General features: G+C 36.0%; 17 protein-coding genes and 1 other RNA gene. 5 read left to right on the top strand and 13 right to left on the bottom strand.

Annotated elements, in window-relative coordinates; translation table 11 throughout:
* Window positions 1-78: 78 nt before the first annotated feature.
* Complete coding sequence (mphL, locus tag FOT98_RS15715) at window positions 79-975, top strand: macrolide 2'-phosphotransferase MphL (protein WP_063263222.1); 897 nt, start codon at window positions 79-81, stop codon at window positions 973-975.
* Between the two features lie 39 nt (window positions 976-1,014).
* Here mphL and FOT98_RS15710 read toward each other — a convergent pair whose 3' ends face one another.
* The 10 genes from FOT98_RS15710 to FOT98_RS15665 all read right to left on the bottom strand — a co-directional run bounded on the left by FOT98_RS15710 (window position 1,015) and on the right by FOT98_RS15665 (window position 9,414).
* Window positions 1,015-1,485: a GNAT family N-acetyltransferase gene (locus tag FOT98_RS15710; protein WP_063263223.1), complete on the bottom strand. Its 471-nt coding sequence runs from the start codon at window positions 1,483-1,485 to the stop codon at window positions 1,015-1,017.
* A gap of 46 nt (window positions 1,486-1,531) precedes the next feature.
* Window positions 1,532-3,049 (bottom strand): carboxypeptidase, encoded by a 1,518-nt coding sequence (gene ypwA / locus FOT98_RS15705; protein WP_063263224.1) that lies wholly within the window; start codon window positions 3,047-3,049, stop codon window positions 1,532-1,534.
* 100 nt (window positions 3,050-3,149) lie between these two features.
* Window positions 3,150-5,087, bottom strand: coding sequence for an ATP-dependent DNA helicase (locus FOT98_RS15700; protein WP_000493698.1), 1,938 nt, complete (start codon window positions 5,085-5,087; stop codon window positions 3,150-3,152).
* Window positions 5,088-5,225: 138 nt separating this feature from the next.
* Window positions 5,226-5,408, bottom strand: coding sequence for a DUF3921 domain-containing protein (locus FOT98_RS15695; protein WP_000376898.1), 183 nt, complete (start codon window positions 5,406-5,408; stop codon window positions 5,226-5,228).
* Between the two features lie 61 nt (window positions 5,409-5,469).
* Window positions 5,470-6,609 carry a THUMP domain-containing class I SAM-dependent RNA methyltransferase gene (locus FOT98_RS15690; RefSeq protein ID WP_000521229.1) on the bottom strand — a complete coding sequence of 380 codons (1,140 nt, stop codon included), beginning with the start codon at window positions 6,607-6,609 and terminating at the stop codon, window positions 5,470-5,472.
* A gap of 180 nt (window positions 6,610-6,789) precedes the next feature.
* Window positions 6,790-7,180, bottom strand: an RNA gene (gene rnpB / locus FOT98_RS15685) — RNase P RNA component class B.
* 87 nt (window positions 7,181-7,267) lie between these two features.
* A complete protein-coding gene (gpsB, locus tag FOT98_RS15680) occupies window positions 7,268-7,606 on the bottom strand; it encodes a cell division regulator GpsB (protein ID WP_000622425.1) in 339 nt (112 codons plus the stop codon).
* A 97-nt stretch (window positions 7,607-7,703) separates the two neighbouring features.
* Window positions 7,704-8,258, bottom strand: a complete 555-nt coding sequence (locus FOT98_RS15675; protein ID WP_063263225.1) for an SLOG family protein — start codon at window positions 8,256-8,258, stop codon at window positions 7,704-7,706.
* Window positions 8,259-8,314: 56 nt separating this feature from the next.
* The gene (locus FOT98_RS15670) at window positions 8,315-8,755 is read right to left on the bottom strand and encodes a CotD family spore coat protein (RefSeq protein ID WP_063263226.1); all 441 of its coding nucleotides are present in this window, start codon (window positions 8,753-8,755) and stop codon (window positions 8,315-8,317) included.
* Between the two features lie 155 nt (window positions 8,756-8,910).
* Entirely contained in the window at window positions 8,911-9,414 is a 504-nt protein-coding gene (locus tag FOT98_RS15665; RefSeq protein ID WP_063263227.1) for a YppG family protein, read from the bottom strand.
* Between the two features lie 177 nt (window positions 9,415-9,591).
* On the opposite strand from FOT98_RS15665, the gene FOT98_RS15660 reads away from it, so the two are divergent.
* Window positions 9,592-9,783, top strand: coding sequence for a YppF family protein (locus FOT98_RS15660; RefSeq protein WP_000242661.1), 192 nt, complete (start codon window positions 9,592-9,594; stop codon window positions 9,781-9,783).
* A gap of 24 nt (window positions 9,784-9,807) precedes the next feature.
* Here FOT98_RS15660 and FOT98_RS15655 read toward each other — a convergent pair whose 3' ends face one another.
* Both FOT98_RS15655 and FOT98_RS15650 read right to left on the bottom strand, forming a co-directional pair.
* A complete protein-coding gene (locus tag FOT98_RS15655; RefSeq protein ID WP_061679504.1) occupies window positions 9,808-10,152 on the bottom strand; it encodes a YppE family protein in 345 nt (114 codons plus the stop codon).
* A 15-nt stretch (window positions 10,153-10,167) separates the two neighbouring features.
* Window positions 10,168-10,410: a hypothetical protein gene (locus tag FOT98_RS15650; protein WP_063263228.1), complete on the bottom strand. Its 243-nt coding sequence runs from the start codon at window positions 10,408-10,410 to the stop codon at window positions 10,168-10,170.
* Between the two features lie 85 nt (window positions 10,411-10,495).
* On the opposite strand from FOT98_RS15650, the gene FOT98_RS32935 reads away from it, so the two are divergent.
* Entirely contained in the window at window positions 10,496-10,672 is a 177-nt protein-coding gene (locus tag FOT98_RS32935) for a phage portal protein (protein WP_080467831.1), read from the top strand.
* 157 nt (window positions 10,673-10,829) lie between these two features.
* Here FOT98_RS32935 and FOT98_RS15645 read toward each other — a convergent pair whose 3' ends face one another.
* The gene (locus FOT98_RS15645) at window positions 10,830-11,855 is read right to left on the bottom strand and encodes a DUF2515 domain-containing protein (protein ID WP_063263229.1); all 1,026 of its coding nucleotides are present in this window, start codon (window positions 11,853-11,855) and stop codon (window positions 10,830-10,832) included.
* A gap of 103 nt (window positions 11,856-11,958) precedes the next feature.
* Here FOT98_RS15645 and recU point away from each other — a divergent pair, with 103 nt between their 5' ends.
* Complete coding sequence (gene recU, locus FOT98_RS15640) at window positions 11,959-12,561, top strand: Holliday junction resolvase RecU (RefSeq protein WP_000155592.1); 603 nt, start codon at window positions 11,959-11,961, stop codon at window positions 12,559-12,561.
* A 66-nt stretch (window positions 12,562-12,627) separates the two neighbouring features.
* A complete protein-coding gene (locus FOT98_RS15635) occupies window positions 12,628-15,333 on the top strand; it encodes a PBP1A family penicillin-binding protein (protein WP_063263230.1) in 2,706 nt (901 codons plus the stop codon).
* The last annotated feature ends 20 nt before the right edge of the window (window positions 15,334-15,353 follow it).

The raw sequence follows: 15,353 nt of genomic DNA, 5'->3' as shown, positions 1-15,353 counted from the left end.
GGATGTAGTTAGAAACAATTCGTAACAGAAAACGTATGAAAACATTGAAATTAGAATAAACATTTGGAGGCAATAATAATGAATACACTTAAAGTGAAACAATTAGCAACTAAGGAAGGGCTAAATATATTAGAAGATTCAATAGAAATTAATGAGTCTGGCGTTGACTTTCAAGTAGCACACGTGAAAGAACAAAACGGAGATAAATGGATACTACGAATTCCTCGTAGACGAGAATCTATGAGACATGCTCTACTTGAAAAAGAAGCATTAGAAATCATGAAACAACATGCAGAATTCCAAGTTCCTGATTGGTCTATATTTTCTGAGGAACTAATTGCTTATAAACAACTAAGTGGCGTTCCTGCCGCTACTATCGATATAGAACGACAAGAATATGTATGGAACTTTAATGAAAAGAATGCACCGACTGAATACAATATTTCATTAGGAAAAGTTCTAGCGAATTTACACTCATTACCTCAGCAAAAATTTAACAATATAGGTGTTGAAATGCTTACTGCTAATGAATTAAGAACTTCTATGAAACAAAGGATGAATCGAGTGAAGGAACAATACGATATCAATCAAAACTTATGGGATCGTTGGCAAGCATGGCTAGCTGAAGACTCTTTTTGGCCATCTCATGTAGGAGTAAAGCATGGGGATATACATCCAGGTCATATCCTGATTGATAATAAAAATAATGTAACAGGCTTAATCGATTGGACAGAAGTAGGGGTAGGTGATGTATCTATAGATTTTACATCTCATTATCTGCTCTTTGGGAAAGATGGACTAACAAATTTAATTCACTCTTATGACAACGCTGGCGGTAAAACTTGGTCAAGAATGGATGAACATATTATCGAACTTCTAGCAACGAGTGGTATCACTGTTGCTGAATACGCTCAAGTGTCAGGTTTGAAAGACATGCATGAAATAGCTGTACACATGCTAGCAACTGAAAGTTAATGAAGTTACAAAAAAACAGAAGAAGATTCTTCTGTTTTTTTATTTTTTACATATATAACTCATTCTCAAAAACTCAAAACAACTACCATTCGTCTTCTGGACAAACGTACCAACTGCTTCAAATCCTGCTCTTTTATACACTGTAATCGCTCTCTCATTAAATGTCGCTACTGATAACGTTATATAATTGCATCCGTATTTTTCTTTACTAAAAGCTAGTCCAGCATTTACGAACTGCAAACCAAATCCATTCCCAGTTATATCAGGTTTCATTCCAAGACCTATATCAACTGTTCCTTCATTCACGTTACAAACAGTTAAAAAACCAATGAGAGTGCCATTTTCCTTCACAGAAAATGTATGATTCCCTCTACTCTCCTCATGTAAAAACTCAGCTAAATCTTCTTCATCTGCCTCTATATCGTAAAAAGAATGTTTCCCTTCATAATGCCAGTTATATGCAATTTCTTCTGCTTCTTCTTGCGTCATTACTGTATATGTATAAATCATTCTTCTATCCCCTTTAAAAAAAGAGCTGCAATTAAGCAGCTCTTTTTTATAACTCATAAATTTCTTTATACTTCGCTTCTAAATAATCCGCTAAGTAGTTTGCATTTAACCCTTCACCTGTCACATCTTTTAAAATTTCAAGTGGCTTTTTCGTTTTGCCATATTGGTGAATATTTTCTGTTAACCATTCACGAATTGGTGTTACGTTTCCTTCTTCTAATAATGCATCAAAGTTCGGAATGTCTTTTAACATTCTTTGCTTAAATTGCGCTGCATACATATAACCAAGCGCATAAGATGGGAAGTATCCAAATGAACCACCAGCCCAGTGAACATCTTGCAATACACCTTGTGCATTGTTTTCCGGACGAATTCCTAAATATGCTTCCATCTTATCATTCCAAGCCGCTGGCAAGTCTTTCACTTGTAATGTACCATCAAATAATTCTTTCTCAAGTTCATAACGAACCATAACGTGAAGCGGATACGTAAGCTCATCTGCTTCTATACGAATGAATGATGGCTTCGATTCGTTAATTGCATCATAAAACTCGTCTACTGATATATCATTGAATTGGCCATCGCTATACTCTTTTAATAAATCATAATTTTTCTTCCAGAATGATTTATTACGACCGATAAAGTTCTCAAAGAATAATGATTGTGACTCATGAATCCCCATAGATGTTCCACTACATAGCGGTGTACCTTCAAATTTCTCTGCAATATTTTGCTCATATACAGCATGACCACATTCATGAATTGTTCCAAACACAGCCATACGGAAGTCTTTTTCGTCATAGCGTGTCGTAATACGAACATCCCCTCTATTTAATGTAATCTCGAATGGATGTACCGTTTCATCAAGACGACCTGCTTCAAAGTCATAATTTAATTGCTTTAATAGCTCTAATGTAAAGTTTTTTTGTTTTTCTTTTGAAAAATGTTCTGATAAAGCACTTGTCTTTAGTCTCTTTTGCGACTCCGATATTTCTTTTACGAGCGGAACGATACGCTCACGAAGCTGACCAAATACATGATCTAACACTTCTACTGTAATACCCGGCTCATACATATCTAATAATGTATTATATTTATATGTTTCGTAACCCCAATATGTAATGAATTTCTTTTTATATTCAACTATTTGTTCTAAATACGGACGGAACATTTCGAAATCAGATTTTTCGCGAGCCTCTTCCCACACACTTTCCGCTTTCGCTTCTAATTTCACATACGCTTCATATTCCGCTTGTGGAATTTTTTTATTTCTATCATATTCTTTACGACATTCTTCAACCATTTTCTTCGTCGTTTCAGAAAGTTTATCTTCACGTATTAAAGCTTCAAGTTCTGTTAAATAGTTCCCCATCTCATCTGAAGTCGACATTACAAATACTTCTGATGAAAGCATACCAATTACTTCTGAACGCTGGTCTACACCTTTTTTAGGCGCACCTGTTCTTAAGTCCCAAAACATTAAGCTTAATGCTTCTCCGTAATTTTGTATCTTCTTCACATATGTTAAAAATTGTGTTTCTACTTCATATGTAGCTACTGTCATCGTATAAAACCTCCCTTTTCTACCTCAAACTTAATTCGACATGGAAATCTAAATTCCTTTTATAATAGAAAAAAAGCTTGGCAAGCGCCAAGCTTTCTCCTTATAATTCTTTACCTTCTACTGGTAGTACGTTTTTCACCGCTTCTATCACTTTCTCATCTTCTGTATCAGATAAGAAGATTGATATAGCACCTTTATCGTCGCTCGTACGAATTAAACGTCCAATCCCTTGACGAAGACGTAAAATCATATACGGTACATCTACATCCCAGAATGGATCATTTACATGTTTACGCTTCGCTTCAAACACAGGATCGTTTGGAGGGAATGGTAATGACCAAATGATAACATGTGATAATGATGAACCAGGAATATCTAAACCTTCCCATAAATGAACGGCGCAAAGTACAGTCTCTTCTTCATTTTGGAAACGAGAAACGAGCTGACTAATTTCTTGATCCCCTTCATATAGGAACGGAACGGACATTTGTTCTTTACTTACATATTCTTTAAACGCTGCAAGTTCTTGTGTTGTACGGAATAATACAAGTGTACGTCCATTTGTTTTCTGTATATTTTCAAGTGTATATTGACACTTTCTTTCCCATTCATTTTCTTTCGTATGCGATAGTAAGTTTACTGCCATTTGCTCCTCATAATCAAACGGTGAAGCAACCGAGAATGACAAGTAATCTTTTACTCCTAAGCTATTTGCTGTAAATGCGAATGAATCGTTATTAGATAATGTAGCAGAAGAGAAAATATACGGGATTTTCTTCGAGAATACTTTCTCTTGTAATACTTCTTCAACTGCACGTGGCATAATCACTAACGTGAAGGCTCCATCACCTTCTTCACCCCATGTAATTACATTTTTCTCGTGCATGAACAGACGAAGTGAATGTTCTAATACATCTAAATGTTCATCAACGATATTTAAGTCATACGTGTTTACTGTATGCATTTCACTTTCAAATACTAATGCATCACCAACTTCACCAATTTTCGCATAAAGTCGCTTCGCTTCAGCAGTTACTTTTTCTGTCACAGTAATTTCTAAACGATCAGAACCGGCAATTTCTTTTTTATTTTCTTGTAACACATCAAAGAATCGCTCTGTTTGCCAAATTGTTTCTTCTACTAAATGCGCAAACTCTTCACGAATATCGTTTTGCAACAATCTTGTTAAGAGTTGCTCCATCATCGTCTGCTTTAAACGATACGTTAAAGCTTTTTGAGCTGCATATTCTACAAGATGTCCTTCATCGAATACAACGCAGCTACTTTCTGGTAATAACGGAATTTGCCCTTCACGTTTACGTGCATCGTACGTCCAAATATGATCCATGTAGAAATCTTGAGAACAAATAATTAAATCTGCCGCTTTACGATAATGTTCACGAGAAAGAGTTTGACCACAACGATGGCGAGAATCACAAGTGAAGCAATCTTGGAAGTAATCCCAATTTACTTTTGACCATTCCTCATCATTTAAAAGAGGAAATTCTTTTCTGTCACCGTAGTGGGTAAAGTTTTGCATCGTACCATGATCGAATACAAACTGCGGTAATTCGTAGTATACATCTTCAATTACTTCTGGAGCTCGTCCACTCATAACATCTTCAAGTTTACGTAAACATAAATAATTATCCATTGATTTCGCAAGTCTAACATCAACAGATAGCCCTAATGCTTCAGATAACTTAGCAATGTCCCCTTCTTCTTTCACAAGCTGCTCAATTAACGTTTCATCAGCACAAGCGATAATAGCTGGTTTTCCAGTATAACGCGCATAGCAAATTGCATATAGAAGATATACAATTGTTTTCCCTGTTCCTACGCCCGCTTCTGCGAACATTACTTTCTTTTCTTGGAAAGCACGTTCTAATTGAAACGCCATAAAAATTTGTTCATCACGCTCTTCAAAACCTTTTTCCGGAAGGATGTCGTAAAACACATCTCCAATCCACTCATTCAACTTATCATAAAAATTATCTTGTTTCCCTACTTCAAATGGTAATCTCTTCTCAGTAAACATCCTTAGCCTCCAACCAAAAAGTTTTTCTATAAAAAAATATAGCAACTGCTACTCATATGTGTGCAGCCACTTTCCCCTGTTGCCATACATAGAAATACACGAAAAAAAATTTTCCTTTCGAAAAAGGAAAATTTTCTTCTATATTAATGACTTTAAATACCGTTTATCAATCGCTGTTTCATGCGAAAGAGCTGACAAATATTCTTCTTGTGCTTTTTGTATTTCATCTACAATCACACCTTGACTATCCACTTCTTTTCCGAGCTCGTCATACGTACGGTGAATAGCTTTTTGAATCATTGATAATTGGAAACTATCCATACCACTTCCTCCTTTACGCACTACATAATAGCCAGTATATGCGTGCTGGAGGAGTTTTATACTATGAATTACGCGGCGGACGTTTTCCGAAGTATTGGTAGTAATCTGTACGGATAAATCCGTTAAACAGTTTACGTTTCTTTGATGCATCTTTTCCGTAGCACTTCTCAAACGCTTCGTAACTTGTTAATACATACGCTGACCATGTGTCTAATGGGCGGAATACTTGTCCCATTTCTTTGTACAATTGCTCAACGAGTGCTTTTTCACTTAAACGTTCTCCGTATGGAGGATTCGTTACAACATAGCCATAATCCTCTTTTGTCGTGAAATCTTTTACTTGCATTTGTTTAAATGTGATTAAATCACCTAAACCTACTTCTTCAGCGTTATCTTGAGCAACTCGAATCATACGATGATCGATATCTGATCCAATGATTTGTAGTGGTTGATTGTAATTCGCTAAATCTTCAGCTTCTTGACGAGCTTCACGCCAGTTTTGTTTACCAACCCAACCCCACTCATCTGATGCGAAGCCACGGTTAAATCCTGGTGCAATATTTTGGCCAATTAATGCTGCTTCAATCGGAATTGTACCTGATCCACAGAAAGGATCCACGAAAGGACGATCTGGCTTCCAGTTTGTTAACTTAATTAAAGACGCAGCCAATGTTTCTTTTAATGGCGCTTCCCCTTGATCCATACGGTATCCACGTTTATGAAGTCCAACACCACTTGCATCAATTGTTAACGTTGCAATATCCTTGAGCATTGCGATCTCAATACGGAATAACGGACCATCTTCTTCAAACCAAGTTGTACGTTTATATGTTGTTTTTAATTTTTCAACGACAGCTTTTTTAACGATACGTTGGCAATCCGAAACACTGAACAACTCAGATTTTAATGATTTACCAATTACCGGGAACTCTCCGTTCTCTGGAATATAATCTCCCCAGTTTAATGCTTTCGTTTTTTCAAACAGCTCATCAAATGTTGTCGCTTTGAATTCGCCAACTTTAATTTTCACACGGTCCGCAGTACGTAACCATAAGTTCGTGCGACAAATCGCCTTTTCATCTGCTTCAAATGTTACTTTGCTGTTTTCCACTTGGCATTCATAACCAAGATCACGAACTTCTCGGGCAACTAATGCTTCAATACCCATTGCCGCTGTTGCGATTAAAGTAACTTTTCCCATTTGCATTCACCTCTTATGTATAGTCAAACAATAATTAATAGCAATTAGTCCTATTAATCATTACATTTTACGAAAAATTTTCTCATTAACCATTTTAACTCATAATTTATAACTTCATACAAATAAAAAGCCCTCCTCTAACAAAGGAGAGCTGAGTTATTTCATAGTTGGTTCATAACGTTCTGTAAGCCATGTTCTGTTCCTTTGTACTGCAAACGGCCCACGCCTCGTACTCCGGTGGCAATCATCTATCTACAGGTTATACAACCTGTCCTTTCCCATCGTTCATTTCCTTGGAAAAGATTCCCCTACCATTATTTGGGTTTCTCGCTCGTGGGGTTTACCTCGTTCCACTCCTATCATTTCTTCAAGGACTTCGTCACTGTGGCACTTTAAAGGTAGTCAAACCATATCCGAAAGGACTTAGGTTTTTTCCCTGCCGTTAAACCAGCCTTACAGCCAGAATACCCTAGCTTATGAATTGGCTAGGCACGAACACTACAGCCATCTCAGGCCGTGCGAGCATGGACTTTCCTCTACAACGTTGGCGTTGCAGCGATTACCCAAACGTTATGACATCCATTAGTATAGTGGAAACAAAAAGATTTTGCAATGTTTTTTTCTATGTAAAATGCTTTAACCTTTTTACCACTAGAAATTATTCGTATAACTTACTTCCAAATACAGCTTTTTCTAAATTAGATAGACGTTTCAAAATGTCCGTATTCGTGTTGTTATATACAGGTTGTGCAACTGGCGTTTGTACAACTGGTTGTTGTGGCACTTGCGTTGCTACTAGTTTTTGTTCCTCTAATTCACGCTTTAAACGAGCATTTTGTTGCTTTAATTGGTCAAACTCCTTGTGGAAAGCTTCATAGTCTTTAATGATCATATCAAGAAACTTGTCTACTTCTTCTTGTTGATAACCTCTCATGCCTGTTTTAAATTCTTTTTCTAAAATATCTTTCGCCGTTAATTTAATTTTATCCGAAATCATTTTCTTCACCTCAAATTTTTGCCAAAACTTTCATTACCTAAATTTTTTCAGAAACAATGCCTTTTGTCAATCATATATACGAGTACTATATTACATATTACTCAGCATTATTCCACTGTTCCTCTTCTATTATATCTTGTAAATCGGAAAAAAGAATAAAATAACTGTGATAATTTTCTATTTCTCCTTTTTTCTTTGCTGCTTCTACAATATATTTAGGACTCCCTGGTTTTTCTTCATCATATACAGCTAAAAGTGCATCACTTTTTTCAATAAAAAATTGATTTTTTAATTTAAATTGCTCTGGGCTTTCGTACTTCCGTTTCGTAATACTATCAATATGGTCTGCTTGAGAGAGAATATATTCGTAATATTCACGGTTATCTTCCTTCCAGCTTTCTTCCTGTTCTAAAAACGGAGTAAATACCGCTAATTTTAAATCTGGATATTCTACTTGAATGTCAAAAACAACTTCAGCAGCCCATAATTCGACCCCTAGCTGTCCACTTATTATCACCCATTCCAAACCTTCTTCTACAAAAGCAGTTAATTTTCGGTGCAATGCTTTTTTTATACAGTCCACCCCTGGATGATCATTTTTAAATATACCAAGTTCAAACGGCTTATATCCCGTTATAGCAATAACTTTCATATCAACACTCCAATTACAAAAAAAGAACTAGCATTTCGCTAGTTCTAACATATCATTTACTTTTTAAACATTCCACCAACATTTGGTCCAATATTCGGACCTACTGGTGATACATTGTTTGGTAAAAATGGTGATACATTTGGCCCGAATGGAGATACGTTTGGTCCAAACGGAGATACATTTGGTCCTGGACCAAATGGAGATACTTGATGTCCATGATGGCCATGATGACCATGACCACATGGTCCACATCCGCCGCCGAATCCTGGATCGATTGGGTCTACAACATTTACATTCGAGTTTGTTTGCGGGAAGAAGTTTTGGTTTTTAATTTGTTGATGGTGTACATGTGTTGTATGCGTCGGGAAAATGTGTGGCACCACCGTTGTTGAAAAAGAATGTGTTACGCATTGTTTCGTCGGATGAATGACAGGAGCAGTTGTACAAATAGGTCCTGTAGGCTTATGCCCTCCAAAGCAAGGATGACAATGATGCATAGTTTTTTCTCTCCTCTCTCATAAAAAAAATCTGATTACACTTTACAATATGAGAAAGGAGGTTAAGCCGCTTGTTATATATACCCATTTATTATAAGGAAATTTGTCTAGTCCCCACTTCCTATACAATGTTTTTTATAGACAATCCTTCAAAATTACTTACCAAAAAAACCTCCAACTTGCTTTACAATACCTGTCACTTGATTCATCGCATTCATCATTTGTCCAGCTGTATTCATCATTTTATTTACATCATAGTTCCCATCTGACGTTTTAAATTGGGAAACAAAACTAGAAAACTGACTCGGTTGCTGTTGTTGTTTTTGTTTGTTCTGCGTCGGGTACGGCTGTTTTGGTGGATAAAACATCGCTTGCTGATTTCCATAGGGAGATGGTGGTGGCATATAGTATTGCGAATTCATATAAGGTTGCTGTTGTGGATCCATATAAGGCTGCTGTTGTGTATTCATATAAGGTTGCTGCTGTTGCTGAGGTTGATTCATAAACGACACTTCAAATGGCTGGTAATAATTTTGATTTCCATAATGAGGCTCGAAAGGATACATATTATACCGTAAATATGTATCCGTATTATATTGGTACATATTTTGCTGTGCATATGGATTAGATTGCTGATATACGTTAGATTGTTGAAACATGCATTCTCTCCTCCTTCACATAAGTTTCTACATATATAATATGTACTTGTAAAATAATTTGTGTGACGGAGTATCTGTCTATTTTTGTCGGAAGTTTAAATTTTTAAAAAATTAAAAAAGAAAACCCTTCCATGCTATGATAATGAAGAAGAAGATTCTCATGGGGGAGGAATCAACATGGTATTAGGGGATTTAAAACAAGCGTTTTCTCAAAAAAAGGGGTATTACACAGAGAATGTAAATGAATTGTTAGACTTTGCGAGACATTGGTATCTCGAAGGAAAAATATGCATTTCAGATTACCGAACATTAATAAAAGAATTAGAAATAAACGGTGCAACAAAACCTACAACTATGACAGAAGCATAAAAAACAAGAGGGTTTCCCCTCTTGTTACTTACATTGCTCAATTATATTTTGCAAAGTATACGAAATGGCTTGATGTGTTTCAAAGAATCGCTTACCTTTACCTTTATTTACAAAACATTGCAATACATTTGTCTGTAAATTATCGTACACTTGATCAATTTGCTGTACATGTATATACTTCGGTTTTTCTTCCTTAATCCATTTATAAGCTAATTCTTTCCACACTTTTAATTCCTCATCTACCATATCTACAAATGGTTTCATATCCTTATAAAAATCGTACTCAATCATTTCTCTTTTTTTCACATTCGCTTCATTATTATACTCCATGAGTTTTTCTGAAGATTGTATTAATGCTTCATACTTCATTTTATTCCCACCTTATTATGCACTCACTACGACGTTTTGAAATGCCTTCACCCAATTCCCTTTTTCTTCGTGATGCACTAATTTATTTTCCATATGTTCAATATGCATTTCTGTTATTTCTATCTTATTGCATATTTTTTCACTCTTATCCTTCAATGCATGATTCATTCTAATCCCCATATTCATTTCCAGCAAATCGAGAGAACTTAACATTTGATCCATTGTTTTCATTACATCTTCCTTCTGAACCATCGCCATATACAAAACGCCCCCTTCTTTGCTTTTCCTTTGTCATGTAATTTCGCCGAATGATTCCCCACTCCTGCTCACATGACAAAACTAGTTGTTATTCGTCAAAGAAATCATTTTGTATGCCATCGATAGAAATGGTAACAATACAAAAAGGAGGTGTATGAAAATGGCAAAGAACAAAAACGAAAAAAAGAAAAAACAAAACAAACAAAATAAACCCGAGACTGGCAATCCAAAGTTAGATGGTCCAAACTTCCCTGCTACATAAAGTGAAACTTTAGCACTTTTACAAAAAGCTAATTTCTGAAGCATCCTTAATCTCTTATGTTCATTACGTTTTGAGATTAAATTTTTCGCACACATGGCAGGATTACTTCACATTAAGAAGTCCCGTCTTCATAAATGAAGACGGGACTTCTTTTCTATTATATCACGAACTCACCCATCCTTTTAACAAAACGATTTACAATAGAAGCAACATAGATTTGCTCCCTCTTTCTTTTATACCATTCTGTTATATCAACTTCCCCCTTATACTCTTCCAGTAAAAACAACTCATTTATTTCCGTATCTCTACAAAACCAATCTCCCATGCTTATTTCCTTATGTGCAACAACAGGATAAACCTCTCTAAGGACTGGCGTACAAGATTTTCTAATTTCTCTTACAAAACATTCATAGTCTGCTCTTGATCCTGTGTGTATAGTTTGCAATGCAAACCTATGGAATAAACTTTTATAATTCGGATGAAACAGTAAATCCGCTAATTTCTTCCCTAGTTCTATACGCTTTTGTAGCGTTTCAAATTGATACACTGAAAACCCATACATCCCCCCTTCAACGGTGGGAAAAATAACAGCACTTATATGAAGCATTTCTTGCAATTTAAAAAATGCAGTATGAAATACATGTTTTTTAAAATATGTATTCTCAATAACTGGTTTTTGAATTTTATTTTGCTCATTTATAATAAGCGCTGTCATGAGCCTACTTCTATCTTTTTTCTCCCAAAAATAAATCCATTCTTTTTCCATAAAAATTGATACGTTGAAATATTGTAACAAGTGGAATAGCGGTACTTGTCTCCTCTTACTTTCTTCGTATAACAATAGCTGAGGGAATGCATCTAAAAAAATAATCCAATTCGCTTCTTCATAAGTCAGAAACAAATGTTTTTTTACTGTTTGAGGTAAAACGGTAGCATAATACCTCCCTTTTAAATCAGTCATATTCCATCCCGCATTTCTTGAGACCATACTTGCTAAAAAAGCCCACCTAATTTCATCATTTCTTACATAATATTCTTGATAGGACTGTGTTCGAGAAATATTGTCCATATTAGCTATTTCAATTTCCCTCTTAATGTTGTAAACGATTGCTTTCTCTTCTTCTGAACAAACCATATTTTTACGATATTGTTCAATTTTTTCATAATCATTCCATGTAAACATGAGCTAGTCATCATACCTTTCTTCAAAAAGGTCACATCTTTTTTCATTTTTTGTTATAATCACCTTTGTAAGTAATTCTTAACAAGTTGGGAGTGGACACACTATGACCATTCGTTACCCAAATGGAAAACGGTACAATCAAGCTTCACAACCTCATAAAACACCAATTAAAAAACATACTTATAGTAATAGAGGTATGTCCCTTGAAGAGGAATTAAATGAAACAAATGAATATTACTTAACCCATAATATTGCATGTGTACATAAAAAACCTACACCTCTTCAAATTGTAAAAGTAGATTACCCCGCTCGAAGTGCTGCAGTGGTAAAAGAAGCGTATTTCAAACAACCTTCTACAACAGATTACAACGGTGTATATAAAGGGAAGTACATCGATTTTGAAGCGAAAGAAACAAAAAATAAAACCAGCTTTCCACTTCAAAACTTCCACCTTCATCAAATTGAACATATGAAGCAAGTAATCGCTCATAATGGGATTGCATTTGTTATTATTAAATTTACACTTTTTGATGAACTTTATTTATTAGATGCAAAACATATTATTGCATTTTGGAATCGTCAAAATACTGGTGGACGAAAATCGATTACGAAAGAAGAAATAGAAGAGCATGGATCTTTATTATCATGCGGTTATCACCCTCGGATTGATTATATCCGTGTACTAGACACGGTTTATTTTTCGTGATAGAGTCATCACTAAGGCTCTTTTTTCGACTTTTGGGGGAGAGAATGAAAGGTAGGAGAAAGTATAATGTCAGATAATTATCGTTCTCGTACAGAACGAAATCATGTAAAAAATCAAAAGCAAGAAACAAATAAAGAGAAAAAACCAAAGAAAAAAGGCTCCTTTTTTAAGAAATTCCTTATAGGTTGTCTACTTCTTGGTATCGTTGGTCTTGTAGCTAGCGTTTCCGCTTTCTTTGTTATGGTGAAGGACGCTCCAAAATTAGACAAATCAAAACTTGTCAATCCTTTATCAACAAAGTTTCTTGATAAGAATGGGAATTTTTTCTATGAATACGGTGCTGAAAAACGAACCCACGTTACGTATGATCAAATTCCAAAGGTAGTTGAAAGTGCATTCCTTGCAACTGAGGATTCACGTTTCTATGATCATAATGGAATTGATTTTAAACGAACTACAAAAGCAGTTATGGAAAATGTCACTGGAGGATTCGGATCTCAAGGTGGTAGTACGATTACACAACAAGTAGTCAAAAACTATTTTCTAACGATGGACAAAACTGCAAAGAGAAAAGTACAAGAGTGGTACCTATCTTACAAATTAGAGCAACAATACTCTAAGCATGAGATTTTAGAAATGTACTTAAATAAGATTAACTTAGGTAACCGTTCGTATGGTATTGCAACAGCAGCCAAAAAATATTATGACAAAGATTTAAAAGACTTACAGTTGCATGAAGCTGCAATGCTTGCAGGTTTACCCCAAGGTCCTAATATTTATGATCCAACAAAACCAGATAACGTTGAACGAGCTACACAACGTCGTAACGTCGTATTATCATTAATGAATCGACATGGTTATATAACAAAAGATGAAATGAATAACGCAATGAAAATCTCTGTAACTGAGGGTCTTCAACCATCTTCAGAAGTAACAGAGATGAAGTATCAAGCATTTTTAGATGCTGTTGTAAAAGAAGTTGAAAAAGAATATCCGGATGTAAATATCGGTTCAGATGGTTTAACAATCCATACAACACTTGATCAAGATGCTCAAGATTATGCTGAAAAAATTATGGATGGTAATCTTATTAAGTATCCGAACGATCAATTCCAAGGTTCATTCGTATTTATGGATACACAATCTGGAGAAGTTCGAGCAATTGGAGCTGGGCGTAAAGAAAGTAAGTCTACTTTCAAAGGTCATAATATGGCCACTGATTTAAAACGCCAAGTCGGTTCAACAATGAAACCAATTTTCGACTACGGTCCAGCAATTGAGAATTTACAATGGTCTACATACCATCAATTAAATGACTCAGAGTATACGTATTCCAATGGGAAAAAAATACGAAATGCAACAAATAGTTATAAAGGTGACGTTTCACTACGTGAAGCTTTGAAAAAATCATTAAACATTCCGGCTTTAAAGACAGCTCAAGCGGTTGGCCTTCCTAAGTCACAAGCGTTTGCTGAGGGTTTAGGTATGACATTTAAAGACGGCAAAACATATGAATCAACAGCAATTGGTAGTAACGATAGTTCACCATTACAAGTAGCGGGGGCATATGCAGCCTTTGGTAACGGTGGGAACTACAATAAACCGCACTTCGTAAAAGAAGTTATCTTCCCAGATGGGAAAAAGAAAAGTTTTAAACCGAAAGAACAACGTGCGATGCAAGACTATACAGCTTACATGGTGACTGACGTTCTTCGTGACGTAGTAAAACCTGGTTCTGGCGGTACTGGTCCAACAGCATACGTTTCAGGTGTTGATGTTGCCGGTAAAACAGGAACACAAAACTTTGATGCAGACGTTATAAAAGAATATGGTATTCCGGCTGATGCAAACAGAGATAGCTGGTTCGCTGGATATACACCGCAATATACAATGGCAGTATGGACTGGTTACGAAAAAAATGGCCCAGAAAACTACATTAGTGATCGTTATACTAGAATTGCACAACAAATGTTCCAAGTAATGATGAGCAAATTCGCTACAGATAAATCTCGTTTCGAACGCCCTTCTTCTGTACAAGAATTATATGGTGAATTGTACGTAAAAGGTGCTAAGAAAGATGCGGTTAAACAAATTAAAGTAGATGCACCTAGTGGTCTTAATGTCGCTTTCGATGGCGCTAGCACAGTTACACTAAACTGGTCTGGACCAGCAGAAGTTGATGCGTATGCAGCAAGCTATAAAGCGACTGATGGTTCAAGTGGTAGCCTATCAATAAGTGGTACGACAGCTACTCTTGGTGGTATTAAACCAGGCGTTACTTACAGCTTCTCTGTAGTAGCGAAAAAAGGTAATGGAACAAGCCCTGCAGTTGGTGCATCCTTCACTGCACCTGGCGGAACTCCAGACCCGAAAAAAGCTGAAGACGACGCTAAGAAGAAGGCTGACGAAGAAGCTCAGAAAAAAGCTGCTGAGGACGCACAGAAAAAAGCTAATGAAGATAAACTAAAACAAGAAGAAGCTCAGAAAAAAACTGCTGAAGAGCAGCGTAAACAACAAGAGCAACAAGAACAACAACGTAAACAACAAGAAGAAGCTCAGAAAAAGGCTACTGAAGAAGAAGCCGCTAGAAAGAAAGCTGACGAAGAAGCTGCTAGAAAGAAAGCCGAAGAAGAAGCTGCTAGAAAAAAAGCTGAAGAAGAGGCTGCTAGAAAAAAAGCTGAAGAAGAACAACACAAGCAACAAGAACAACAACAAAATACCGGAGGAGATACACCTCACGCAGACGGAAATGTTGTTATAACAGAGTCTTAACAAAAAAGAAGTCCTTTCTC

Source organism: Bacillus sp. HY001 (genome assembly GCF_007558965.1).
Classification (GTDB): domain Bacteria; phylum Bacillota; class Bacilli; order Bacillales; family Bacillaceae_G; genus Bacillus_A; species Bacillus_A mobilis.
This window is presented reverse-complemented; position numbering and strand designations above follow the sequence as displayed.

What these genes read in the sequence shown, in the direction of transcription:
- mphL (WP_063263222.1), top strand. Translation starts at nt 79, where the DNA reads ATGAATACACTTAAAGTGAAACAATTAGCAACTAAGGAAGGGCTAAAT.
- FOT98_RS15710 (WP_063263223.1), bottom strand. Translation starts at nt 1,485, where the DNA reads ATGATTTATACATATACAGTAATGACGCAAGAAGAAGCAGAAGAAATT.
- ypwA (WP_063263224.1), bottom strand. Translation starts at nt 3,049, where the DNA reads ATGACAGTAGCTACATATGAAGTAGAAACACAATTTTTAACATATGTG.
- FOT98_RS15700 (WP_000493698.1), bottom strand. Translation starts at nt 5,087, where the DNA reads ATGTTTACTGAGAAGAGATTACCATTTGAAGTAGGGAAACAAGATAAT.
- FOT98_RS15695 (WP_000376898.1), bottom strand. Translation starts at nt 5,408, where the DNA reads ATGGATAGTTTCCAATTATCAATGATTCAAAAAGCTATTCACCGTACG.
- FOT98_RS15690 (WP_000521229.1), bottom strand. Translation starts at nt 6,609, where the DNA reads ATGGGAAAAGTTACTTTAATCGCAACAGCGGCAATGGGTATTGAAGCA.
- gpsB (WP_000622425.1), bottom strand. Translation starts at nt 7,606, where the DNA reads ATGATTTCGGATAAAATTAAATTAACGGCGAAAGATATTTTAGAAAAA.
- FOT98_RS15675 (WP_063263225.1), bottom strand. Translation starts at nt 8,258, where the DNA reads ATGAAAGTTATTGCTATAACGGGATATAAGCCGTTTGAACTTGGTATA.
- FOT98_RS15670 (WP_063263226.1), bottom strand. Translation starts at nt 8,755, where the DNA reads ATGCATCATTGTCATCCTTGCTTTGGAGGGCATAAGCCTACAGGACCT.
- FOT98_RS15665 (WP_063263227.1), bottom strand. Translation starts at nt 9,414, where the DNA reads ATGTTTCAACAATCTAACGTATATCAGCAATCTAATCCATATGCACAG.
- FOT98_RS15660 (WP_000242661.1), top strand. Translation starts at nt 9,592, where the DNA reads ATGGTATTAGGGGATTTAAAACAAGCGTTTTCTCAAAAAAAGGGGTAT.
- FOT98_RS15655 (WP_061679504.1), bottom strand. Translation starts at nt 10,152, where the DNA reads ATGAAGTATGAAGCATTAATACAATCTTCAGAAAAACTCATGGAGTAT.
- FOT98_RS15650 (WP_063263228.1), bottom strand. Translation starts at nt 10,410, where the DNA reads ATGGCGATGGTTCAGAAGGAAGATGTAATGAAAACAATGGATCAAATG.
- FOT98_RS15645 (WP_063263229.1), bottom strand. Translation starts at nt 11,855, where the DNA reads ATGTTTACATGGAATGATTATGAAAAAATTGAACAATATCGTAAAAAT.
- recU (WP_000155592.1), top strand. Translation starts at nt 11,959, where the DNA reads ATGACCATTCGTTACCCAAATGGAAAACGGTACAATCAAGCTTCACAA.
- FOT98_RS15635 (WP_063263230.1), top strand. Translation starts at nt 12,628, where the DNA reads ATGTCAGATAATTATCGTTCTCGTACAGAACGAAATCATGTAAAAAAT.